This is a genomic window from Streptomyces sp. GESEQ-35 (assembly GCF_017948485.1).
Taxonomy (GTDB): Bacteria; Actinomycetota; Actinomycetes; order Streptomycetales; family Streptomycetaceae; genus Streptomyces.
The window spans coordinates 70,142-92,678 of sequence record NZ_JAFFSX010000011.1 but is presented as its reverse complement, the minus strand read 5'-3'; the positions used below and the strand labels follow the sequence as shown (position 1 = coordinate 92,678).

Below are 22,537 nucleotides of genomic sequence, written 5' to 3'. Positions count from 1 at the left end.
CCTCAGAGGGTGGGCCGGGACGGGGTGTTGACGATCTTCGGGACACCCGTCAGGATCCGCCGCCCGTTTTCGTCGAACACGCGCAGCCGTACGACGCGGTCGACCACGATGTCTTTGTGGCGGAGGTGGGTCGGATCACCGGGGTACTTGGCGGCCAGGGCCACCGTCACGCGCCAGACCTGGCGGAACTCGGTGCCGATGCGGTTGAAGCCGCCGATGCTGACCGCCTCGTCGGGGAGCGGCGCACCGAGTTCCAGGAGTCCGTCCGACAGCACTGGGCGCGCGATCCGGCCGGGTGCATCCGAACTGCCGCGCCCGAGCCCGGCCAACAGGTCTCGGAAGTCTCGCTCGATATTCAGTTGCCCGGGGCTGAACGCCTGCGGGTCACGTGTCTGGGAGCCGTTGCGCAGGAACGTCGTCAGTGCCGTGATCGCGTCGACGATGTCGGGCGACAAGGCCCCCTGAGGCGGCGGTGCACCAGGCAGGGACGCCGGGTCCGATTTCGGGTCTGGGCCTTGGGCCGGGCCTGGACCTGGGGCCGGGTCCGGGTCCGGGTCCGGTGCATTGGGAGCCGAGGCCTTGCGCTGCGGGGCCTTGCCAGGCCGGGATGCCGGGTCCGACTTCGGGTCTGGGCCTTGGGCCGCTGTCGAGGCCGGGTCCGATGCTTCGGGGACCGAGGCCTTGCGTGCACGGGCCTTGCGCGGCGGGGCCTTGCCAGGCGGGGACGCCGGGTCCGACTTCGGGTCTGGGCCTTGGGCCGCCGTCGGGGCCGGGGCCGATGCTTCGGGGACCGAAGCCTTGCGTGCACGGGCCTTGCGCGGCGGGGCCTTGCCAGGCCGGGATGCCGGGTCCGACTTCGGGTCTGGGCCTTGGGCCGCTGTCAGGGCCGGGTCCGATGCTTCGGGGACCGAAGCCTTGCGTGCACGGGCCTTGCGCGGCGGGGCCTTGCCAGGCCGGGATGCCGGGTCCGACTTCGGGTCTGGGCCTTGGGCCGGTGTCGGGGCCGGGTCCGGTGCTTCGGGGACCGAGGCCTTGCGTGCACGGGCCTTGCGCGGCGGGGCCTTGCCAGGCCGGGATGCCGGGTCCGATTTCGGGTCTGGGCCTTGGACCGCTGTCGAGGCCGGGTCCGATGCTTCGGGGACCGAGGCCTTGCGTGCACGGGCCTTGCGCGGCGGGGCCTTGCCAGGCGGGGACGCCGGGTCCGATTTCGGGTCTGGGCCTTGGGCCGCTGTCGGGGCCGGGTCCGGTCGGTCCGGGGCCGTTGGCGGGGTCGGGGATTCCGGCATGGCTGTCTCCCTGGTCAGGCTGCGGCGGTCGCATGGTCCGCGCCGAGGCGGCGCAGCCATGTCTCCAGGTCGCGGTCGGCGTTGTCATCGGCGCGCTGCGACCGGAGTACGGTCCACGCCAGGATCCGCATCGGTTCGAGCCGTTGCAGATAGCTCGAGGTGTACAGCGCCGCCCCAGCCCCGTCGGCGAGCCTGCGCAACTCGTTGGGCGCCACCCGGCGCGGGTCGACCAGCGCCGAGAGCGGCCGACCACCGAAGGCCCGCATCGGCCGCTCCGTGCACACCCGGACGATCTTCGGGAGGAGAGGCAACGTCGCCCGCGCGACGAGCGCGGACTCCGGCGGCGCGGCATGCACGGGATGGCGGTACAGCCAGATGCGCACGAGGTCGTCCCACGCCCCGGCGCCGTACCAGTACCGGCAGAGCGCGGCGTTGAAGGCGACCCGCAGCAGGCCCATCGGGTGCGGATCGCCCGGCGGCATCCGGTACACGGCGGCGGTGGTGCCGTCCACGACGTCGGCCAGCGCCGGCACGGGCGCGTAGCCGGTCAGGACGAACGCGACGACGTCGGCAGCGACTTCGCTCGCCCACCCGCGCCAGGCCTCCGCGGCGATCGGCGACGCGGGCGCGAGCACGTCGTGCAGGGCGGTGGCGAGTTCGTCGGTCCAGTTGGTCAGGTGCGCGACCTGATGGCCGTCTTCATGGATCAGGGATGTGGGCCGCAGCAGGTTGTGCCGAGTGATCTTGATCGCGGCGGCTGGTGAGAGCGACGCGTCCCACAGCCGTATCCCGGCGCGCAGGATCGATGCTCCAAGACCCTTGTCGAGGTAGACCAGCACCGGAGGAACCGGGATGCCGAGTGGCCCGAGGATGCGGTCCATGGCATCGACGGCCAGCAGATCCAGGCCACGCAAGAGCTCCGCCAGGCGTGGATTGGTACGCATGCCGACAGCGTCACCGAAGAAGTCGATCACCGTCTCGGCGCGGACATAGGACTGGCGCAGCGACAGCACCCGGTCCCGGAACCGGGCCAGATCGTCCCGCGCCGTCGTGCCGGGCAACTGCGCCGCGAGCTGGTCCGCGCGAGTGGCCACCCCCCTGGCCGACCTGATCAGCCCGGCGCGGACGCCGGTGCCGAGGTAGGACTCGAGTCCGGCCCAGGCCTGTGGTGCGGCGACCATGTCGAGGTCGGTCAGTTCGTGGGCGGCTCGTCGCCAGTGCCGTAACTCCGCCGCGAGCTGTGTGGCGAGGACGTCGCCCCCTGGCTCAGCCACCGGAGCGCCAGCCGGGAGTCACCGTGACGGTCGGCTCGGGCGGCGTGCCCTGGAGGCTCTCCCGCGTGACGCCTTCGAACACCAGCTTGATCGTGAGGCCCTGGGCCGGATCGCGGACCGCTTCGGTGAGCTGTGCCGTCTGGCCTTGCAGCATCGCGGAGAGCCCGGTGTCGACGGCCGTCGACAGCTGCTCCGCGGCTGCCCGCGCGGCCGTGGCGTCCGTCAGCACGGACCGTTTCACCAGTTGGTCGGTCAGCCGGGATACGAGAGAACGCTGGTGCACCTGCTGGACCTTGCGCAGTGCCCCGGGCAGGTCCGGGCCCTCGGCCCTGGTCAGCAGGTCCAGCATCTCCTGGGCCTGCCGTTCGCTCAGCCGCAGGGCGACCCTGAGCCGCGGCGGAGTGGCGGCGGAGTCCAGGTGCACGCCGACCCGTGCGCGTGGCCCGGCAGCACGGCCTGCCCTACGGCCTGCCGCGTGCCCCTTGGGCCGCAGCCGGACGAACCGGCGGCCGGGAGCAGCGCCCGGGCGGGCCGCTCCGCCACGCCCTGGAGCAGACCGGCCCAGGCCCGGCTCGCCAAGCAGCAGCCCGGCGATCTCCGGCGTCAGGGGTGCCACTTCGTCGGCGATGCCTTCCTCTTCTCCGGCGACTCCACGGAGGGTGTCGTCGTAGCGGAGGTGCCCGAGATGGCCACCGGGGAGCATCTCGTAGAGGTGGGCTTCGGCGATCGTGGGCCACTGCCGTACGCCGCGGTCGAGCAGGTGCGACTCCAGCGTCCCGCCGTCGGACCACGGCACCGCGCGCGCCACGGGCCTGCTGACCTGGATCTCGAAGGGCCGCGTGTATTTGAGGAAGCGGTAGCGGGGGGCGGCCGTCCGCGGCATCAGCACCCACACCCCGCTCTCGTGTTCCGATTCCCGCTCGGGCAGGTCGGCGCGCAGCAGCCGGCCGGGGAGGTGGGCGGCGGCGCCTTCGGCGAAGAACTGCTGCACGGCGGCGTCGAGCAGCAGCCGGTCGTCCTGCACCGCGGCGGGCAGCGCGAGCGCTCGGCGTGCCGTCGTTTCCACGGTGGCGGCCAGCGCTTCCCCGGCGACGTCGGTCTCGGTCTCCGGCGGGACTTCGAGGCCGATGAGTTTCATTCCGACGTCGACGATCGGGCGGGCGATCTGCTTGGCCGGGCCGGGTCCGACCATGGTGCGCAGCAGGTCGGCGATGCGCTCGGCGATGAAGTCGACCACCCGCTGCCTACCAATGATCTTGACGCCGAGCTTGATCAACGGCAGTGCCGCCGCCACGACGGGGAGGAACTGCTGGATCTCCGGCTTCGGGTAGGAGCCCGCGGGGAGTTCGGTGAGCCGTCGGCCCAGTTCGCGGCGGGCCGCGTCGAGTTCACCGATCGGGTCGGGCGTGTCGGCCTCGGCGTCGGCTGCCGCTTCCGCGAGCACGCCGTCCGCCGCGATCTCGTCGGGGGCCAGCAGCAGACCGACCACATTGCGGTCGAACTCGCCGGCGAGTTGGGAGGCAGCCGACGGCTCCGCATCACTGGTACCGGTCGCACCGGCGGGGGCGTTGGCCGTAGCCGCAGCACCGGCGACGCCCAGCTTCTTGGCGATCTGTTCCGCGATGGGCCGCACGGCTGCGGGCAGACGGTTCATCGCCGACTTGATCACACGCGCGAGCAGCGGCCGGACAAGACCACCGAGCTTCTTGAGCAATATCCCGATCGGAAGGATCTTCGAGACTGCGCTGATCCCTTTCTTCGCAATCTTGACGACGCCCTTCACCAGGCTGCCCGCCTTCTTCAGCAGACCTCCCAGGAACTGCTCGAACACGACCTCGCGCGCCCCGACCGGTTCCAGAGCCGGGGCCAGCGACTCCAGCAGGGCGTCGAGGTCGCGCGCCGGCATGGCGGTGAGGTCCTCGTGCTCCAGGCGGGCGGTGATGCCGTCGAGCAGCCGATCGGACTGCTCGGCCAGCGACTCGGCCCAGCTCTGCAATCCGGCCTGGGAGCCCTCCTTGGCCGACCACGCGGTCTCACCCTGCAAGTGCGCTGCGGCGGCGTCATCCACGAGCTGAGCCACGGCGTCTTCGAACTCGTCGTCGGCAAGCTCGCCGAGGAGTTCGGTGAGCGCGTCTTCGCCCGCTTCAGGCTCCTCGGCGTGCAGTCCCGAGCCGAACGGCGAGTCGAGCACCACCCCGGTCGTCGGCTGTGGACGTTCGCCCGCATCGACAGGGTCCGCCGACAAACCGGCGAAGCCCGCGAACGGGGACTGCAGCTCGGGTGCGGTCGGGCTCGTGGCCAACACGTCCATCGCCCTGCCTCCTTGCCCTCCGATGCGGGGGTGGGCAACAGGGTGCGGGATGTCCGTAGCGCGTCGCGTCAATCGGTCGTCTCCGGATCCGTAGGACCCTCCGTCAATTCCCCGAGAACGGTGGCGAGGACGCCACAGGCCTCCTCCGCCGAGCCTGCCGCGATGCGCCGCACGGGCACAGGCGAACCCGGCTCGGCCCCCACCAGCAGTACGGCGACCACCTGGCCGTCATGCAGCCAAGCCCGTACGACGACGACACGCCACGGCTGGGATTCCATGGCCGCGAGTATCCGGACGGCCCGTCTCTCTTCCATCAACGTGTAGGACGTGACGATGGATTGACGCCCCCGCACACGGTGCGAAGATAGAGTCCGCGAACTTACGCGGAGGAGGTGCACATGGCGCACCCTCCTTGGCCCGATTCCGCGATGTGCTCCGCTCCCATGCTGGTGCACCTCCTCAACGGCTTCCGTCTCGACATCGGGCAGCACGAAGTCGTGTTACCGGCCCATGCCCAGCGGGTGGTGGCGTTCCTGGCACTGTCACGCCCGTCCGGCATGACGCAGCACCGCACGGCGATGGCCGAGCAGCTCTGGTGCGACGGTCCGCGTCCACGCGCCCACGCGAGCCTGCGCACGGCGATCTGGCGGATCCGACAGGCCGACGACCGGCTCGTGCACGCCGACCGCACGCACGTGTCCCTCAGCGCACTCGTCGAAGTCGACGTCGAGCACAGTCTGAGCCAGGCCGGACGGCTGCTCAACGAGGACGGCGATCTCGACCCGGGCGACACCACGACCACAGGCCTGATCGCAGACCTTCTGCCGAGCTGGGAGGAGGAGTGGCTGATCGTGGAACGGGAGCGCATCCGTCAAGTGCGGATCCACGCCCTCGTCGCTCTGTCCCACCGGCTGCGTCGGCTCGATCGGTTCGTACCAGCCCTCGATGCCGCCTACACGGCAATCGCTGCGGAGCCACTGCTGGAATCCGCCCGCGCCGCCTTGGTCGAAGTCCATCTGACCGAAGGCAACGTCGTGGAGGCCCGCAGACAAGTCGACCAGTACACACAGCTCCTCTGGGACGAGATGCAGCTCACCCCCTCCAACACACTGATGGGCCGGGTGCCATGGCCGACGAGCGGGCACGTAGTCGCGAAGCAACTGGATGGCGTGCCGTCTAACCAGGGCTGACGCCGCCCCAAGGAAGGCCCGACAAAAGCCGAGTTGACTACTGAACGCACTCAACTCCCCACACTCCGCTACTCTCTGTGCGGTGACTGGCGGCGCCGCCGATGGCGCTGGCCGTGGAGCAACCGCGCCGACCGCCCTGTGGTGCTCGTCGCCATCTCGCTGCGACTGTTCGCCGGGTTCGCCCTCACTGCGGCGCTGGGCGCCTCGGGCCAACTGGACAACGAAACGATGGCACTTGGCACCGGAGTGGCGACGCCGTTCATCGTGGCCAGATTCTTCCAGTCGATCCCGGTCGGCGAACCCGGGCCCCGGCAGCACTCGGAGACATCCCTGCCCGCCGCTCGGGGCCCGGCCGAGGGCCTGGAGGCAAGCATGTCGGAGACCGGCGGTGGCGGGGGTGCCGATGCTGCGCGCTGAAAGTCGCCTCGGTCGTCTCGTCACCGCACTCGCCGCACTGCCACCGCACGCGCCCGCCCAGCCGCACGAGCGCTTCGGAGCGCGGCTCGTGACCGCGCTGGCCGCCCGGCCACTCCCCCGGAAAGACCTCGCACCTCATCCAGCAGCACGCCGTACACCGCACCTCAACGGCAACTCCGGGCGCCCGCGGCCGAGAAGAGCCGGCTGGCTTCCTGGACTTGGTGCGGCCTGCGTCGTCATGGTGACCTCCCTGGCGGCGCTCACGGTGCAAGGCGCCCTGCCCCCGCCGTGGCAGCACGTCACGCCACAGCACCGGGACTCGCCGCAGCCTGAGGAATGGCGCCTCGTCAGCAATGGGCGACTGGCCGACCAAGGGCGGGCGGACGTGGTGTTGTTCTCGCCGTCCGACGGTCGGACGCTGGTGACCGTCTCGGGTCATACGGTGGATGAATGGGACCTCACCGACCCCGAGCACCCCGAGAGGGTCGGTCTCCCCTTCCCGGAAGGCCTGGACGGCGTCTCGGCGGTCGGCATCACCCCCGACGGCGAGACCCTGGTGACGGCCGGTCCGAGCGGACTGCGCCGACAGAGCCTGACTACCGGAAAGTCCCGTTGGACCGTGAGGGACCTCGGCGGCGACGTCAAGGCCGTGCTGGCACTTGAGCGCAGTGTCAGGCTGACGGTCGCCACAGACGGCAGCACGCAGGTGAGGGACGTCCGCCTGACTGACGGTCTGACCACCGTCCAGGGCGGGATCAGCCGCGCCGTCGGCGCCCGTTCCGCGCAGTTCACCCCGGACGGACGCACTCTGGCCGTTGCCGACACCGAGGGACGCGCGCATCTGTGGGACCTGTCCGACCCCGAACACCCCCGGAGCAAGGGGGAGCCGTTCAAGATGCCCAGCGGCGGGGCCACGGCGCTCGCCTTCAGCCCGGACGGCCGACTGCTCGCCGCGGTGGGGGACGACCGTACCGTCCGGTTGTGGGACGTGACCGATGCCTGGAAACCCCGCTACCTCGGGACGCCACTCACCGACAGCGGCGAGCGCGTCATCACGCTGGCCTTCAGCTCCGACACCCAGCTCCTCGCCACCGTAGGCGCCGACGGGACGACCAGTGCGTGGTGGCGCCGACAGCTTCTGCACGACAGCCAAGGGTGAAATTCCGCCGAGGGCCAGCACCCATGGATCACCCATGCCATCGTGGGGCATACCCACAACAACTCCGGTCCCCCCACCAGCACTTCCGGGAGTCCCCATGCTGCGCGGCATCGACGTGAGCGCCTACCAGTCCTCCGCCTACGACACGGACGGCCTCTCCTTCGTCTTCATCAAGGCGACGGAAGGCCGCTCATACGTCAACCCGAAGCTCGCCGCCCAGACCAAGACCGGCCGCGACGCCGGCCTGGTCCTCGGCTTCTACCACTTCCTCTGGCCCGGCAACCTCACCGCCCAGGCGGAGTACTTCGTGAGCCACGCCCCGGAGAAGGGCAGCGACATCCTCGCCGTCGACTGGGAGACCACCGGCGACGGCGCGCACGCGAGCAACGCGGAGAAGGACCGCTTCATCCGCAAGGTGAAGGAGCTTCGGCCGAGCCACCGGGTCATCCTCTACTGCAACCGGAACTTCTGGCTCAACATCGACACGACGTCGTACGCGGGCGACGGCCTCTGGATCGCCGACTACGTCACCGCCGGCAAGCCCCGCATCCAGGCGAAGTGGCGCTTCCACCAGTACACCTCCGACCCGATCGACAAGAACGTCGGCGACTTCGCAAGCAAAGCGGCAATGCGCGAATGGGCGCTGGACGCCTGAACGTCGAGGTGTCAGGCGCGGAAGGCTGCCGGGCGGTCAGGTGACGCCTCCGCCAGTGCCTTCGTCACCCCGTCCACGCCCGCGCGCAGGCCGTACACCGGGGAGTCGGGCTGCTGTCGCCAGGAGTCGTCGATGCCGCCGGCGTCGACCGTGTCGAAGCCGAGGTCGTCGATCAGGGCGCGTACCTTCCGCTTGGCCGCCTCGTCGTCGCCCGCGACGGGGAGGGCCAGGCGGTCGGGGTCGCCGGCGGGGCGTGGGCGCTGAAGGATGTCCTGGGCGTAGGTGCCGTTGAAGGCCTTGATCACGGGGTGGCCGATGTTCCGTTCCGTCCAGCGGCTCTCGGTGAGGCCCTCGTCCTCGATCGCCGCGATCCTGCCGTCCCGCTGGGGGTAGTAGTTGTTGGTGTCGAGGACGACCAACCCGTCCGCCGCCCCGTCCAGCAGCCCCGCCGGCAGGTCGGCGACCGCTCGCGTGGGGACCGTGATCACGACGAGCTCCGCGCCCCGGGCCGCCTCCTGCACCGTGACGGGCGTGGCTCCCGTCTCCTCCGCCAGTTCGGTGAGCGTGTGCGGTCCGCGGGAGTTGGCGACGGAGACGTCGTGACCGAGGGCGGTGAGCCGCCGGGTGAGATTGCCGCCGATGTTGCCCGCGCCGATGATCCCGATCTTCATGACAGGCCCCTCTGGGGTTGGTGGTCCTGACAGTGCGTGTGGCAGGGATCAACAACCCCGGGGGCGGGTGGGCTATTCCGCAGCTACGGCACGCGGGGTGCCCGGGGGCGTACGAGGTCCGCGCTACTGGGCCTGCGGCCCGAACGGGTCCTCCAGCTCCCGCCGCACCACCTCCACGATCGCTTCCTCGTCCCCTTCCGCGACCGCTCGGGCGATCTCCTCATGGGCGGCGTCGGCGGTGTTCGGATCGTGGGTACGCAGGCCGGTCAGGGTCAGCAGCTCGACGAGGCCGGTGCGCAGGACGGGGGTGAACTCGGTGAACAGGTCGGTGAGTACGGGGTTGTGGGCGGCCGCGACCACGGCCGCATGGAAGGCGATGTCGGCGTCGACGAAGGCGACGTCGTCAGCCTCGGCGGCCGCGCGGCGGTGTTCCAGCGCGGCCTCGATCACGGTGAGGTCCTCGGGGGTGCGGCGACGCGCGGCGAGGCGGGCGGCCTGGACCTCGACCGCCATGCGGACCTCGTACACGTCGGTCACCGCGGCCCGGCGCAACCGGGTGGGCCAGTCCTCGACGGGCTCGGTGGCGATGACGAAGACTCCGGCACCCTGTCGGGGCTGGACCAGCCCGGACCCGGCGAGCGCGCGGAGCGCTTCCCGCACGGTCGAGCGGCCCACACCCAGCTCCTTCGCGAGCGTGGTCTCGCCGGGCAGCTTGGTGCCGACCGGCCAGTGGCCCCCGGCGATCTGCTCACGCAGCCGCTCCGCGGCCTGTTCGACCAGCGGGCTGGGCCGTACGGCACCGAGCGGCATGAGGCGACCTACTTGTCTGAGGAGTTAGAGAATTCGACTTGTCCGAGGACCTGAGCAGTGACTAGCCTACCGGCATGACGCTCTGCGGTCTCCTTCTCCTCGGCTGCCGCGGCGGGGCCTGACGCGACCGGCACCCCGCCGCGGGATGCCGTGCTGCCGGTCACTTCCCGACCGAAGCCGACCGAACCGAGCCGAGCCGAAGGCAGCAGCAGACGATGACCATCACCTCGTACGAGCTGTGGAATCCGCAACAGCCGAGCCCTATGCCGCACCACCGCTACCGCCCCTTCGATGACCGCGTGAATGTCCCCGTCGCCGACCGGAGTTGGCCCTCCGCCCGCATCGAGCGCGCTCCACTCTGGGTGCCCGTCGACCTGCGCGACGGCAACCAGGCGCTCGCCGAGCCGATGGACACCCCGCGCAAGCGCCGCTTCTTCGACCTGCTGGTGTCGATGGGCTACAAGGAGATCGAGGTGGGCTATCCGTCCGCGAGCCGGACGGACTTCGACTTCGTGCGGCACCTGGCGGACACCGGTGCCGTGCCGGACGACGTCACGCCGGTCGTGTTCACCCCGGCGAGGCGGGAGTTGATCGACCGGACCTTCGAGGCGATCGAGGGGCTGCCGCGGGCGGTGGTGCACCTGTACATCGCGACGTCGCCGGTGTGGCGCGAGGTGGTGCTGGGGCGGGACCGGGGGGAGGTGTGGCGGACGGTGCGGGAGGCGGCCGAGCACATGGCGCGGCGGGCCGACGGGGCATCGTACGTCCGCTTCCAGTTCTCCCCCGAGACCTTCAACCTGACCGAGCCGGACTTCGTCCTCGAACTCTGCGACGGGCTGACGGAGTTGTGGGACGCGAGCCCCGACCGCCCGGTCACGCACAATCTCCCGGCCACGGTCGAGATCGCCACGCCGAACGTCTACGCCGACCAGATCGAGTACTTCCACCGGCACCTCGCACGCCGGGACTCCGTGATCCTCTCCGTCCACCCGCACAACGACCGCGGCACGGGCGTCGCCTGCGCCGAACTCGCCGTACTGGCCGGCGCCCAGCGGGTAGAGGGCTGTCTGTTCGGCAATGGAGAGCGCACCGGCAATGTCGACCTGGTGACCCTCGCGCTCAACCTGCATGCCCAAGGGGTCGATCCGATGGTCGACTTCAGCGACATCGACGCGGTGAAGGAGACGGTCGAGCACTGCAACCGGCTGCCCGTGCACCCCCGTCATCCGTATGCCGGCGAGCTGGTCCACACGGCCTTCTCCGGCACGCATCAGGACGCGATCAGCAAGGGCTTGGCCCACCATGCGCGCCGGGCCGCCGAGTTGGGGGTGCCCGAGGGGCAGGCGCCGTGGTCGGTGCCGTATCTGCCGATCGATCCGGCCGACCTGGGGCGCTCCTACGAGGCGGTGATCCGGGTCAACTCGCAGTCCGGGAAGGGCGGGGTGGCGTACGTTCTGCGCACGCACGCGGGACTTGACCTGCCGGAGCGCATGCGGCCGGACTTCTCCCGGGTGGTCCAGAGGGCGGCGGACGACAGCGGGCGGGAGGCCACACCGAAGGAGCTGCACGATCTGTTCCGGGCGACCTACCTGGCGGACGGCGAGGTGCGGCTCCACGCCTGGTCCACGCACCAACAAGTCCCCGGCGTGCACCGTTTCGTCTGCACCCTGGAGTCCGGCGACCGCACCGGCGACCATGAGGGCACCGGCACCGGCCCTGTCTCCGCCTTCGTCGACGCCCTGGCCGGAGTGGGCCTCACCGTCGAGGTCCTCGACTTCGCCGACCACACCACCGACGGCGAGACGACGGCGTACGCCGAGTGCCGCGTCGACGGCAGGACGCACTGGGGCGCGGGCCAGGCCCCGTCGCCCGTCGCGGCGTCGGTCCAGGCGGTGCTGTCGGCGGTGAATCGAGGGGTGTGGGTCCGTACCGCACACACCGCATGACGAAGGGGCGCCCCTCCGCTGCCGGAAGGGCGCCCGCTCATGCCTGGTTCACTTGCTCAGGTAGGACCAGAACTCGTCGAACGACAGGACCTTGTCGCCGTTGAGGTCGCGGCTGCCGATGATCGCCTCGGCGACCGCCTCGGTGACGTTCCAGTCGCCCTGCTGGGCCAGGGCGGTCTTGAACTCGGCAGCGGTGATGAAGCCGTCACCGTCCGTATCGATCCGCTCAAAATGCTTGCGTGCTTCGTCGATGTCCGCCACCGATCCGCCCCTTCGTCATGCATGCTCCGTATGTGCGGGGGTCAGATTATCGGGCGACCGAATGACGCAGCGCGGCGACCACCCAGGCGAACTCCTCGGCATGCCGCGGCTTGGGGTCGCGGCCGTTCACCAGCGCGATCAGCTCGCGGTAGCGGTTGGCCTGGGCGTGGAACGCGGCCTCCAGTCGCTCCAGGACGGCGGCCTTGTCGGTGTCGGGACCGATCAGTTCGTCCAGAACCGGCTCGGCCTCCGGCGCGTCCGGCGCGATGCCCTGCTCGCGGGCCCGCTCCGCCAGCTCCACCAGCCGCTTGAAGAACCACATCGAGGCGCCGTCAGGGGTGTCGGGGCTGCGGCCCACGGCGTTGAATTCCACCATCTCGCGCATCCGGGCCCGGAAGCCCGGGTCCTGGACCATTTCCGCCAGCTCCACCCAGGCGTCGACCTGCTGCGGGGTCGGCTCGTCCGGCAGGTCGACGGTGATGTGCCTCATCCGGCGTTTGATGTCCGGGTCGACCGTGTCGAGTCCGTGGAACACCTCCTCCACGAACTCCTCCATGATCCGCCTCCGCTCGGCTGCCGACAGCCTTGCCAGTTCGTTCATCAGGGTCATCTCCTCCGCGGTCGAGCCGCGTCGCGCCACGGTCGACAGCACCGCACGGGTCACCTTCAGCGCCCGGATCTGTGCGTCCAGAGCAGCCACATGTGTGGCCGCGACGGACGCGACATCCTGCTCTCCGCTGACGACCTTGCGTACGTCGCCCAGACCGAGGCCCAGTTCTCGCAACGTGCGGATCAGCTCCAGGCGGGCGACGGACTCGGCGTCGTACAGGCGGTAGCCGCCCGTCGACCGGGTCACCGGAGGCAGGGCGCCCTCGTCCGACCAGTAGCGGATGGTGCGCACCGTCAGCCCGGTGACCCTGGCCAGCTCGCCGATGGTGAACAGTGCGGTGCCGTCTTCGCTCATGTCCGCGAGTCTGGGCCTTCCAGTGGGTGGAGACTCAAGTGGCGCCCCTGCTCAGTGCCAGGCCTCGTAGTGCGGATTGCTCTCGCAGCCGCTCATGATCTCGACCTTGGTCGTCTTGTTCACCGGGCAGACGCCGATGATGTACTTCCGGGCGATACCGCCGGGGAAGGCGACCTCGACCTGGTCGGCCCACTTGTGGGTGTCGCCGATGGTCTTGTTGACGTCGATGCCGCCGGGGGCGTCGATGTAGTAGTTGTAGCCCGACTTCCACCACGTCTTGTAGAGGTCGTGGTCGTACGAGGTGGAGACGAACGGCGAGGGCTGGTTGACGAGGACGTACTGCTCGATGTCGTACTGGCCGCCCACGACGTCCTTCGGCAGGAAGCCCTCCTCGAAGACGATCGACGGGCCGCGTCCGTCGGCGCGGTACAGCGTGCCGCAGGTCTTGCGCCAGACCGGGTCGGGTGTGATGCGGGAGATGTCGACGCGGCGGTCGGCGGCGGCCCGGATCGGGTCGTAGACCTGGGGACAGGCGGGGGCGGCGGCCTTCGCGGCGGGCGTCGTGGACGGGACCGTGGCGGCCGCCGTGGAGAGGACGGCCGCGAGGGACAGGACGGCGGCAACGGCACGCCGCCGCAGACGAGTTGTGATCATGCGGGGCACGATTCCGTGTCTGCGGCGGCGGGCTGTGGATCTTCACTCGTACGGCGGCGTGTCCGTTCACGTGCCTTTACGTACGGGCCTCTGCATCACCGGAAGATGCCCGTGTGCCCCAGCGAGTAGCGCCCCGGCTGCGGATAGACCGCGAGGCCGTGCGGGCCGGCGCCGACCGGGATGCGGGCGAGCTGGGTGCCGGTGCGGGTGTCGATGGCGTACACCTCGGCGTCGTACCGCCCGGACAGCCACAGGACCTTGCCGTCGGCCGAGACGCCGCCCATGTCGGGGCTGCCGCCGTCGGGCAGGTGCCACTTCTTGGTGAGCCTGTTCTGCGTGAAGTCGAAGACGGAGACGGAGCCCTCGCCGCGGTTGGAGACGTACATCTCGCGGGAGTCCCGGCTGACGTACAGACCGTGGCAGCCCTTGCCGGTGGGCAGGAGGGTGGGCTCGGTGAAGCTGTCGCCGTCCAGCACCCACATGCCGTCGGCCATCATGTCGGCGATGTAGAACTTCTTGCCGTCCGGGGAGATCTTCACGTCCTGCGGCATGGCGCCCTCGAAGGGGAGCTTCTGCTGTGCGACGACCTCCATCTTCTCCGTGTCGACCTTCAGCAGCTCACCGCTGAACTCGCAGGAGACGATGAAGTACTTGCCGTCGGCGGAGAAGTCGGCGTGGTTGACGCCGTAGCAGGTGACCGGTTCGGTCTTGACCGTCTCCATGGTGTGCGGGTCGCGGAAGACGAGTTCGCGGTCGAGGGAGGCCATGACGACGGCGTACTTGCCGTTGGGCGTGAAGTAGAGGTTGTACGGGTCGTGAACCTCGACCTCCTTGCCCGCCTTGCCGGTCCTCGGGTCGATGGGGGTGAGGGTGTGGCCGCGGTTGTTGTTGACCCAGAGGGTCTTCATGTCCCAGGACGGGACGACGTGCTGGGGCTGGCGGCCGACGGGGATCGTCTCGATGATCTCGAACGTCTTCGGGTCGATGACCGAGACGGTGTCGGACTCGGTGTTGGGGACGTAGACCCGGGACGGGAAGTCCTTGACCACGGGCGAGAGTTGATTGGGTCTGTCCGCCGCGTAGACGTCCTTCGGGTCGAGGACCGGCGGCATGCCGGGCAGGCCCTGGACGGTCTTCTTCGGCGGCGCGGGCACGGCCGCATTGGTGTTCAGGGCCTGGGGCGCCGGGTCCTTGGACTGGGTGCCGCAGGCGGCGAGCGCGGCGAGGGCGACGCCCGCGATGAGGGTGCGTTTGACGAGGTTCCGGTGCATCAGCTCAGCAGCTCCGTGGTGGTGACCGCGCGCAGTCCGCGGCGGTCGAGTGCTTCCAGTACGGCGGGGAGCGCGGCGACCGTGTCCGTGTAGCCGAAGTGCAGGCTCACGACCGATCCGCCCCGGATTCCGCCCATGACGTTGCCGGTGACGGCGTCGGGGCCGGGCGAGGTGAAGTCGAGGGAGTCCACGTCGTAGGAGAGGACGTGGGGGTAGCCCGCGGTGCGGGCCAGCCGTTCGACGAGCGGGGAGGCGCGCGCGGCGCGGGAGGGGCGGAACCAGGTGCCGATCGATCCGGTGAGCCGCTTCAGCCGCTCGGCACAGGCGGTGATCTCGGCGTAGGCCTCGGCCTCGGACATCGCGTTGACGTCCAGGTGCCGTTGGGTGTGGTTGCCGAGGTCGTGGCCGCCGTCGAGGACGCGGCGGGCGAGTTCCGGGTGTTCGTCGAGCCAGCTGCCGACGGCGAGCACGGTGACATGGGCGCCGTGCCGTTCGGCCGTGTCCAGCAGGGAGCGGGCGGTCGCGGGGTCGCCGGCGCCGTGGAAGGTGAGGGCGACGCGGGGGTGGCCGCGGGGGCCGTGGGTGATCTGGGCGGGGTGCCGGGGGAAGCGGCGGGGGCCGGGGGCGGGGGGTTGGGCAGACGGGCGGGGAGGGCGGGTGTGGTGGGTTACTGCGCCGGTTGCGGTGCACCCTGCGGCGAGCGCGCCCGCGGCAACGAGGCCGGCTCCGGCACGTAGCGCCGCCCGTCGGTCGGTGGTGGTCACCGCACCATTTAAGGGGTGTTATGTCCGAAAACTCGCGATTGCCCCGATTGGCGGTGTAGTCACGGCGCCTTTACCTGTCGCTGACCCGCATCTCGAACCACGTCGTCTTCCCTCGCGGCAGCAGATCCACGCCCCACCGGTCGGACAGCTTGTCGACGAGGAACAGCCCCCGCCCGCTCACATCCATCTCCTGGACCGGCATGAGACAGGGCAGCCCCCGCGAGGGGTCGCGGACCTCGACCCGGATCCAGCCCCGGCGACGGCGCAGCCGCAGTCCGAAGACGCGGGCGCCGGTGTGCCGTACGGCGTTGCCGACGAGTTCCGACACGAGTAAGACCGCGTCCTCCGTCATCTTCGGGGTGAGCCCCCACTGACGCAGTACGACGACCTGGGTGAGCCGGCGTGCCGTGGCCGCGGACTCCGGGCGGGACGGCAGCGGAACCTCCGCCTCCGTCGGGTTGCCGAACAACTCCAGCGCCTTGAGAGCGTGTTCGTCCTCTACCGCAGGCGACCACCGCGCCGCGGTCGCACGGCCGTGTCCCCGCGGCTGTTCGATACCCTCCAGCCCCGCCATGCCCCCATCATGGCCGCCCTCAGCGCCCTCCGGGGCCGTCTCCGCGGAATACGCCCCCCGGAATCCTTCATTCCATACAGACTGATCGGCATATGCCATAGGCAGTTCGGGGCCGACTACAGCCCCGCCGACCTGCGGCGAAGGCTCGATTGGAGGCAATCGACAGACTCCCTCGACAAGACAGGCTTAAGGTTGCCTTAAGGCTCCCATAAACCGCCCCATCGAGGGACCCGGATCAGACATCGCGTCAATTGCAAGGCTCTCAGCGGAGTTTGAGAGGGAGATCTCAGAGGAACTTCGCCTTCCCCGGCCCCTCCTCGACGAAGCTGCGCATGCCGCGCTCGCGGTCCTCCGTGGCGAACAGGCCCGCGAACCAGTTCCGTTCCACGGCGAGGCCGGTCTCGATGTCCGTCTCCAGTCCCGTGTCGATGGACTCCTTCGCCGCGCGCAGGGCGATCGCGGGACCCTGCGCCAGCTTCGCCGCCCACGTGTGCGCCGCCTCGTACACCTCGGCGGCCGGGACCACCCGGTCCACCAGGCCCAGCGCCAGCGCCTCGTCGGCCTTGACCTGGCGGCCCGTGAAGATCAGGTCCTTCGCCTTGGACGGGCCGACCAGACGGGCCAGCCGCTGGGTGCCGCCCGCGCCCGGGATCAGACCGAGCAGGATCTCCGGCTGGCCGAGCTTGGCGTTCTCACCGGCGATGCGGTAGTCCGCGCAGAGCGCCAACTCGCAGCCGCCGCCCAGTGCGTAGCCGGTGACGGCGGCGACGACCGGCTTGGGGATACGGGCCACGGCGGTGAAGGAGTCCTGCAGGGCGCGGGCGCGCAGGATCATCGCGGTGTGGTCCATGGCCTGCATTTCCTTGATGTCCGCGCCGGCCGCGAAGACCTTCTCGCCGCCATAGATCACCACGGCGCGAACGTCCTCGCGGCGCGTGGCCTCCTCGGCGAGTTCCTTGAGGCGGTCCTGGGTGGCGACGTCCAGCGCGTTCATCGGAGGACGGTCGAGGCGGAGGGTGCCAATGCCTTCGGCGACTTCGAGATTCACGGTCATGCTCCGCAGGTTAACGGTGGTTAATGCCGTCGTCATAGTGCGGGTTCGTCGTGGCTGGTCGCGCAGTTCCCCGCGCCCCTTTCGGGGCGCTTCACCTCACGTCCCTCAAGAGATCCACTTCTCCCACGACATGTTCCAGCCGTTCAACCCGTTGTCCGGGTCCACCACCCTGTCGTTGGAGTTCTTCACCACCACCACGTCGCCGACCATCGAGTTGTTGAAGAACCAGGCGGCCGGGACGCCGCTGTCGTAGCCGCCGCGGACGTCTTGCAGGCCGATGCAGCCGTGGCTGGCGTTGTAGTTGCCGAAGGCGCCGCCGCCCCAGTAGTTGCCGTGGATGAAGGTGCCGGAGGTGGTGAGGCGCTGGGCGTGCGGGACGTCCTTGATGTCGTACTCGCCGCCGTAGCCGACCGTCTCGCCGTTCATACGGGTCACCGTGAGCTGCTCGGTGATGACCATCTGGCCGTTCCAGGTGTCGTAGCCGGGCTTGCCGGTGGTGACGGGGATCGTCTTGACGACCTTGCCGTCCCGCTTCACCTGCATGGTGTGCTTCTTGGCGTCGACGACCGAGATCTGGCTGCGGCCGATGGTGAAGGAGACGGTCTTGGCCTGCTTGCCGTAGACGCCGTCGCGGCCCTCGACACCGTCGAGGTCGAGTTCAACGGTGACCTTGGTGCCGGTCTTCCAGTACTTCTCGGGGCGGAAGTCGATCCGGTCGTTGCCGAACCAGTGGCCCTCGACGTCGACGGAGGGCTCGGTCTTGATCTTGATGGCCTTCTCGACGTCCGCCGGGGCGGTGATGCCCCGGGTGAAGCGGATCGAGAACGGCATTCCCACGCCGACCTTGGAGCCGTCCTCGGGGGTGAACTCACCGATGAACGTGTTCTGCGGCGTCAGGGTGGTGAAGCTGGAGTCCTCGGCGGCCTTGCGTCCCTCGGAGTCCTCGGCGACCGCGTGGACCGTGTACTTGGTGGACGCGGCGAGGTGGGTGGACGGCGTCCAGCCGGTCCCACTGCCGGTGATCTCCCCGGCTATCTCGTCGCCCTTGGCGTCCTTGACCTGGACCTCGGTCAGCTTGCCCTTCGCGGCGCTGACCTTGAGGGCGCCGTTGGTGTCGACGGACTTGGCGCCGTCCTTCGGGGCTATCGTCACGACCGCCTGCGACTGTTTGCTCTCGGCCTGGGTGGAGTCCTCGCCCTTGCCGGGTCCGGACCCCGAGTCCGAACCGCCTCCGCCGCACGCGGTGACCGCCAGCAGCAGCCCGCACATCACCGCGGCCACTTTCCTGCGTCGCCCCCGCGCGTCAACCGACGCCCCCGATATCGGCCGCACGTTCAAGTCTGCTCCCCTCGCCGGGCCCGTCCTGCGGACCCTTGCCGGGCCTGGTCGGGCCCGTTCCCCGGCGCGTCCCGCGCGCTCGGCGCATATTAACCACAAGGCCAGGGGCGTCGACGCTTCATGATTGTCACTGTTCCGTACCGAACATCAACAGAATGTCGGTCAACCCGCCCCCCACTCCTGTTACTTCACCGCACTGCCCGCCTTCCACTCCTTCCAACCCATATTCCATCCTCCGAGGCCGTTGTCGGGAGAGACCTTTTTGTCATTGCTGCGGACGACCTCGACGACATCCCCGATCAGGCTGCGGTCGAAGAACCAGCCCGCCGGGGTGTCCGAGCTGCCGCCCTTCGAGTCGCGCAGGCCCACACAGCCGTGGCTGACATTGGTCCGGCCGAAGACGGTGTCCGGCGCCCAGTAGTTGCCGTGCAGGAAGGTGCCGGAGTCGGTGAGGCGCATGGCGTGCGGGACGTCCTTGATGTCGTACTCGCTCTTGCCGTTGGCCTTCTTGAAGCCGACCGTGGCGCCGTTCATCCGGGTCAGTTCGAGCATCTCGGTGACGACCATCTTGCCGTTGTACGTCGTGTTCTTGGGGTCGCCGGCCGTGATCGGCACGGTGGTGAGCAGTTCGCCGTCGCGGCGTACCTCCATGGTGTGCGCGCGGGCGTCGACCAGGGAGACCTGGCTGCGGCCGACGGTGAAGGACAGCGTCTTGTACTGGAGTCCGTAGACGCCGGGCGCTGCTTCGACGTCGCGCCAGCGCAGGGACACGGTGACCTGGGTGCCGGGTTTCCAGTACTGCTCGGGGCGGAAGTCGAGGCGGCCCCTGCCGAACCAGTGCGGGCGGACCTCGACGGCCGGCTTCGAGGTGATGTGGACGGCGCGTTCGACGGCGGCGCGGTTGACGATCTCCCGGTTGAACTCCAGGGAGACGATCATTCCGGTGCCGACGACGGAGCGGTTCTCCGGGGCGACGTACCCGATGAACCGCTCCTCGGGGACGTACGTGGTGAAGGTCGTGTGCCGCGCCGAACGTCGTCCCCGGGCGTCCAGGGCCACCGCGTCGATGGTGTACTTGGCGGCCAGCGCGAGCCTCTCGTCGTCGGGCTCCCAGCGCAGGCCGTCCTCGGAGATGTGCCCGGAGACCGGGGTCTCCTGGGCGTCCTGGGACTTGACGACCCTGACCGATTCCAGGCGCCCGCTGGGCAGCCGTACCCGGAGCCTCGTGTCGGGTGCCACGCCCTTGCTGCCGTCGTCGGGCCAGACGCGGATGGTGTCCTCGGGTGCCCGGGCCTTGCCGAACACCTCGTCGACACCGGATCCGTCCGAGCCGCCCGAAGTGCATCCGGCGGCTCCGGCCAGCAGTCCTGCCCATGTCAGTACGGCGGCCAGTGCGGCCCTCGCGCGCCGTGCGCGCCCATGTACGTGCCTCACAACGACCCCAACGACCGGGCCTGCTCCTGGGAAACGTGAGTGCGACCCAAGCTCTGGGCAGAAGAGTGGGGAGGACGACGAGACGGGGAGCCGCGGCCGGGACGCTGCTTGCTCTTCTTGCGGGTCGTTCCGCGAGCCGTGGGAGGCTGTCACGTGTCCAGCGCAGCCGAGCAGGAGGCGGTGGCCGAGGGGCGCGCTGCCGAACAGGAAGCCGTGACCGAGGAGCGCGCCGTCGTGAACGGTGCGCGGCGTGCGGTGCCGCCGGGTGCACCGGTGTGGCCGGGGGCGCCGATGCCGCTGGGGGCCCGCTTCCGGGTCGGCCCTGACGGGGTGGCGGGCACCAACTTCGCGCTGTGGGCGGGCGGGGCCGAGGCGGTCGAGCTGTGCCTGTTCGGACCGGAGGGCAAGGAGACGCGGGTCCGGCTGGCCGAGCTGACGCACGAGATCTGGCACGGCTTCGTGCCCGGCGTGATGCCCGGCCAGCGGTACGGCTATCGCGTGCAGGGCCGCTGGGACCCATGGACCGGCGGCCGCTGGAACCCCGCCAAGCTGCTCCTCGACCCGTACGCCCGCGCGGTGGACGGCGACTTCAGCCTGCCGCCCGAGGTGTACGGCCATGTCCGCGACTGGCCCCAGCAGCAGGTCGCGGACACCGTGCGCGACGACCGGGACTCGGCGCCGTTCGTCCCGAAGGGCGTGGTCGTCCAGGACGACGACGACTGGGCGGACGACCGGCGGCCGAAGACGCCCTGGGCGGACTCGGTCATCTACGAACTGCACGTACGGGGATTCACCAAGCTGCACCCGGGGATCCCCGAGGAGCTGCGGGGCACCTACGCCGGTCTGGCGCACCCGGCGGCCATCGAGCACCTGGTGCGGCTCGGCGTCACGGCGGTCGAGCTGCTGCCCGTGCACCAGTACGCGCACGAGGACCATCTGCTGCGCCGCGGTCTGAAGAACTACTGGGGCTACAACTCCATCGGCTACTTCGCCCCGCACGCGGCCTACGCGGCGACGGGCACGGCGGGCCAGCAGGTCGGCGAGTTCAAGCGCATGGTGCGGGCGCTGCACTCGGCCGGGATCGAGGTCATCCTCGACGTGGTCTACAACCACACGGCGGAGGCGGGCGAGCTGGGCCCGATGCTGTCGTTGAAAGGCATCGACAACCGCGGCTACTACCGCCTTCAGAGCGACGCACGCCGGTACGCGGACTACACCGGCTGCGGCAACACCCTGCACGTCGTCCAGCCGCACGTACTGCGCCTGATCACGGACTCCCTGCGCTACTGGGTGACCGAGATGGGCGTGGACGGCTTCCGCTTCGACCTGGCGGCCGCGCTGGCCCGCTCCATGCACGACGTCGACATGCTCTCCCCGTTCCTGGCCGTCATCGCCCAGGACCCGGTATTGCGCCGGGTGAAGCTGATCGCCGAGCCGTGGGACGTCGGTTCGGGCGGCTATCAGGTGGGGTCCTTTCCGCCGCTGTGGACGGAGTGGAACGACCGGTACCGCAACGCCGTACGGGACTTCTGGCGGGGCGCGCTGCCGGACGTACGGGATCTGGGGTACCGGCTGTCGGGGTCGAGCGACCTGTACGCGTGGGGCGGGCGGCGCCCGTACGCCTCGGTCAACTTCATCACCGCGCACGACGGTTTCACGCTGCGCGACCTGGTGTCGTACGAGCGCAAGCACAACGAGGCGAACGGCGAGGGCAACAGGGACGGCACGAACGACAACCGCGCGTGGAACTGCGGGGCCGAGGGAGAGACGGACGAGGAACGGGTACGGGCGCTCAGACGGCGTCAGTTGCGGAACCTGCTGACGACGCTGCTGCTGTCCACGGGGGTGCCGATGCTGGTCGCGGGCGACGAGCTGGGGCGGACGCAGCGGGGCAACAACAACGCGTACTGCCAGGACAACGAGATCAGCTGGCTGGACTGGGGGCTGCTTCAGGAGCCGGGGTGGCGGGCGCTGTTCGACCTCACCGCCCGTCTGATCGAGCTGCGGCACCGGCATCCGGTGCTCCGCCGCCGGGCGTTCTTCTCCGGGCGGGCGCACTCGGCGGACGGGCTGCGGGACCTTGCCTGGTTCACCGCGCGGGGCACGGAGATGACGGAACGCGACTGGTACGCGCCCGCCGCCACGCTGGGCATGTACCTCTCCGGGCGGGACATCCCGGGCCGGGACGAGCGGGGGGCGCCGATCCTCGACGACAGTTTCCTGGCCGTGCTCCACGCCGGGGACCGGCCGGTGAGCTTCGTCCTGCCGGGCCCGCCGTGGGCGGAGCGGTACGAGGTGGTCGTCGACACCTCGCGTGAGGACCAGGACGAGGCGCCGGGCGTGGAGCACCGGGCGGGGGCGGCGATCACGGTGCCGGCGCGGGCTGTGCTGTTGCTGAGGGTGGTCGGCTGAGGAGTCTTGCGCCCCCGCCGCCCCTACCCGTCCCGTCCTTCAGGGGGCTCCGCCCCCTGGACCCCCGCTCCTCAAACGCCGGAGGGGCTGAT

Annotated in this window: 21 protein-coding genes; 6 read left to right on the top strand and 15 right to left on the bottom strand. The window is 70.1% G+C overall.

The genetic code is table 11. From position 1 onward, the window contains the following. Positions 1-2: 2 nt before the first annotated feature. The 4 genes from KCH87_RS22310 to KCH87_RS22295 form a co-directional block, all read right to left on the bottom strand. Entirely contained in the window at positions 3-455 is a 453-nt protein-coding gene (locus tag KCH87_RS22310) for a hypothetical protein (RefSeq protein ID WP_210587977.1), read from the bottom strand. An 845-nt stretch (positions 456-1,300) separates the two neighbouring features. Next, entirely contained in the window at positions 1,301-2,560 is a 1,260-nt protein-coding gene (locus KCH87_RS22305) for a hypothetical protein (RefSeq protein WP_210587976.1), read from the bottom strand. Beyond that, positions 2,553-4,871, bottom strand: coding sequence for a hypothetical protein (locus KCH87_RS22300; RefSeq protein WP_210587975.1), 2,319 nt, complete (start codon positions 4,869-4,871; stop codon positions 2,553-2,555). Before KCH87_RS22300 ends, KCH87_RS22305 begins: the two co-directional genes overlap by 8 nt. A 68-nt stretch (positions 4,872-4,939) precedes the next feature. Further along, positions 4,940-5,149 (bottom strand): hypothetical protein, encoded by a 210-nt coding sequence (locus KCH87_RS22295; RefSeq protein ID WP_210587974.1) that lies wholly within the window; start codon positions 5,147-5,149, stop codon positions 4,940-4,942. Between the two features lie 120 nt (positions 5,150-5,269). On the opposite strand from KCH87_RS22295, the gene KCH87_RS22290 reads away from it, so the two are divergent. The 4 genes from KCH87_RS22290 to KCH87_RS22275 all read left to right on the top strand — a co-directional run bounded on the left by KCH87_RS22290 (position 5,270) and on the right by KCH87_RS22275 (position 8,292). Beyond that, positions 5,270-6,061: a BTAD domain-containing putative transcriptional regulator gene (locus tag KCH87_RS22290; RefSeq protein WP_210587973.1), complete on the top strand. Its 792-nt coding sequence runs from the start codon at positions 5,270-5,272 to the stop codon at positions 6,059-6,061. A gap of 33 nt (positions 6,062-6,094) precedes the next feature. Further along, positions 6,095-6,478 carry a hypothetical protein gene (locus KCH87_RS22285; protein WP_210587972.1) on the top strand — a complete coding sequence of 128 codons (384 nt, stop codon included), beginning with the start codon at positions 6,095-6,097 and terminating at the stop codon, positions 6,476-6,478. Continuing rightward, positions 6,465-7,637 (top strand): WD40 repeat domain-containing protein, encoded by a 1,173-nt coding sequence (locus KCH87_RS22280; RefSeq protein ID WP_210587971.1) that lies wholly within the window; start codon positions 6,465-6,467, stop codon positions 7,635-7,637. The genes KCH87_RS22285 and KCH87_RS22280 overlap by 14 nt, the downstream gene beginning before the upstream one ends. Before the next feature lie 97 nt (positions 7,638-7,734). Continuing rightward, complete coding sequence (locus tag KCH87_RS22275; protein WP_210587970.1) at positions 7,735-8,292, top strand: glycoside hydrolase family 25 protein; 558 nt, start codon at positions 7,735-7,737, stop codon at positions 8,290-8,292. An 11-nt stretch (positions 8,293-8,303) separates the two neighbouring features. Here the strand turns inward: KCH87_RS22275 and KCH87_RS22270 are convergent, their stop codons facing one another. Together KCH87_RS22270 and KCH87_RS22265 are read right to left on the bottom strand one after the other, a co-directional pair. Beyond that, a complete protein-coding gene (locus tag KCH87_RS22270) occupies positions 8,304-8,963 on the bottom strand; it encodes an NADPH-dependent F420 reductase (protein WP_210587969.1) in 660 nt (219 codons plus the stop codon). 123 nt (positions 8,964-9,086) lie between these two features. Beyond that, a complete protein-coding gene (locus tag KCH87_RS22265; RefSeq protein WP_210587968.1) occupies positions 9,087-9,773 on the bottom strand; it encodes a FadR/GntR family transcriptional regulator in 687 nt (228 codons plus the stop codon). A gap of 215 nt (positions 9,774-9,988) precedes the next feature. On the opposite strand from KCH87_RS22265, the gene leuA reads away from it, so the two are divergent. Then, positions 9,989-11,719, top strand: a complete 1,731-nt coding sequence (gene leuA / locus KCH87_RS22260; RefSeq protein ID WP_210587967.1) for a 2-isopropylmalate synthase — start codon at positions 9,989-9,991, stop codon at positions 11,717-11,719. Between the two features lie 48 nt (positions 11,720-11,767). Here the strand turns inward: leuA and KCH87_RS22255 are convergent, their stop codons facing one another. The 9 genes from KCH87_RS22255 to KCH87_RS22215 form a co-directional block, all read right to left on the bottom strand. After that, a complete protein-coding gene (locus KCH87_RS22255; RefSeq protein WP_210587966.1) occupies positions 11,768-11,980 on the bottom strand; it encodes an EF-hand domain-containing protein in 213 nt (70 codons plus the stop codon). Between the two features lie 46 nt (positions 11,981-12,026). Beyond that, a complete protein-coding gene (locus tag KCH87_RS22250) occupies positions 12,027-12,944 on the bottom strand; it encodes a MerR family transcriptional regulator (RefSeq protein ID WP_210587965.1) in 918 nt (305 codons plus the stop codon). 51 nt (positions 12,945-12,995) lie between these two features. Next, the gene (locus KCH87_RS22245; protein ID WP_210587964.1) at positions 12,996-13,598 is read right to left on the bottom strand and encodes an ADP-ribosyltransferase; all 603 of its coding nucleotides are present in this window, start codon (positions 13,596-13,598) and stop codon (positions 12,996-12,998) included. Positions 13,599-13,693: 95 nt separating this feature from the next. Then, the gene (locus tag KCH87_RS22240; protein ID WP_210587963.1) at positions 13,694-14,869 is read right to left on the bottom strand and encodes a YncE family protein; all 1,176 of its coding nucleotides are present in this window, start codon (positions 14,867-14,869) and stop codon (positions 13,694-13,696) included. After that, the gene (locus KCH87_RS22235) at positions 14,869-15,633 is read right to left on the bottom strand and encodes a polysaccharide deacetylase family protein (RefSeq protein ID WP_210587962.1); all 765 of its coding nucleotides are present in this window, start codon (positions 15,631-15,633) and stop codon (positions 14,869-14,871) included. Before KCH87_RS22235 ends, KCH87_RS22240 begins: the two co-directional genes overlap by 1 nt. A gap of 70 nt (positions 15,634-15,703) precedes the next feature. Continuing rightward, positions 15,704-16,207, bottom strand: coding sequence for an ATP-binding protein (locus KCH87_RS22230; protein ID WP_210587961.1), 504 nt, complete (start codon positions 16,205-16,207; stop codon positions 15,704-15,706). Between the two features lie 286 nt (positions 16,208-16,493). Beyond that, on the bottom strand, positions 16,494-17,261 hold the full coding sequence (locus tag KCH87_RS22225) for an enoyl-CoA hydratase/isomerase family protein (RefSeq protein ID WP_210587960.1): 768 nt from the start codon (positions 17,259-17,261) through the stop codon (positions 16,494-16,496). Positions 17,262-17,366: 105 nt separating this feature from the next. Continuing rightward, positions 17,367-18,599, bottom strand: a complete 1,233-nt coding sequence (locus KCH87_RS22220; protein WP_210587959.1) for an Ig-like domain-containing protein — start codon at positions 18,597-18,599, stop codon at positions 17,367-17,369. A 183-nt stretch (positions 18,600-18,782) separates the two neighbouring features. Next, a complete protein-coding gene (locus KCH87_RS22215; protein ID WP_210587958.1) occupies positions 18,783-20,033 on the bottom strand; it encodes an Ig-like domain-containing protein in 1,251 nt (416 codons plus the stop codon). Positions 20,034-20,186: 153 nt separating this feature from the next. Here KCH87_RS22215 and glgX point away from each other — a divergent pair, with 153 nt between their 5' ends. Beyond that, positions 20,187-22,445, top strand: a complete 2,259-nt coding sequence (glgX, locus tag KCH87_RS22210) for a glycogen debranching protein GlgX (protein ID WP_210587957.1) — start codon at positions 20,187-20,189, stop codon at positions 22,443-22,445. The last annotated feature ends 92 nt before the right edge of the window (positions 22,446-22,537 follow it).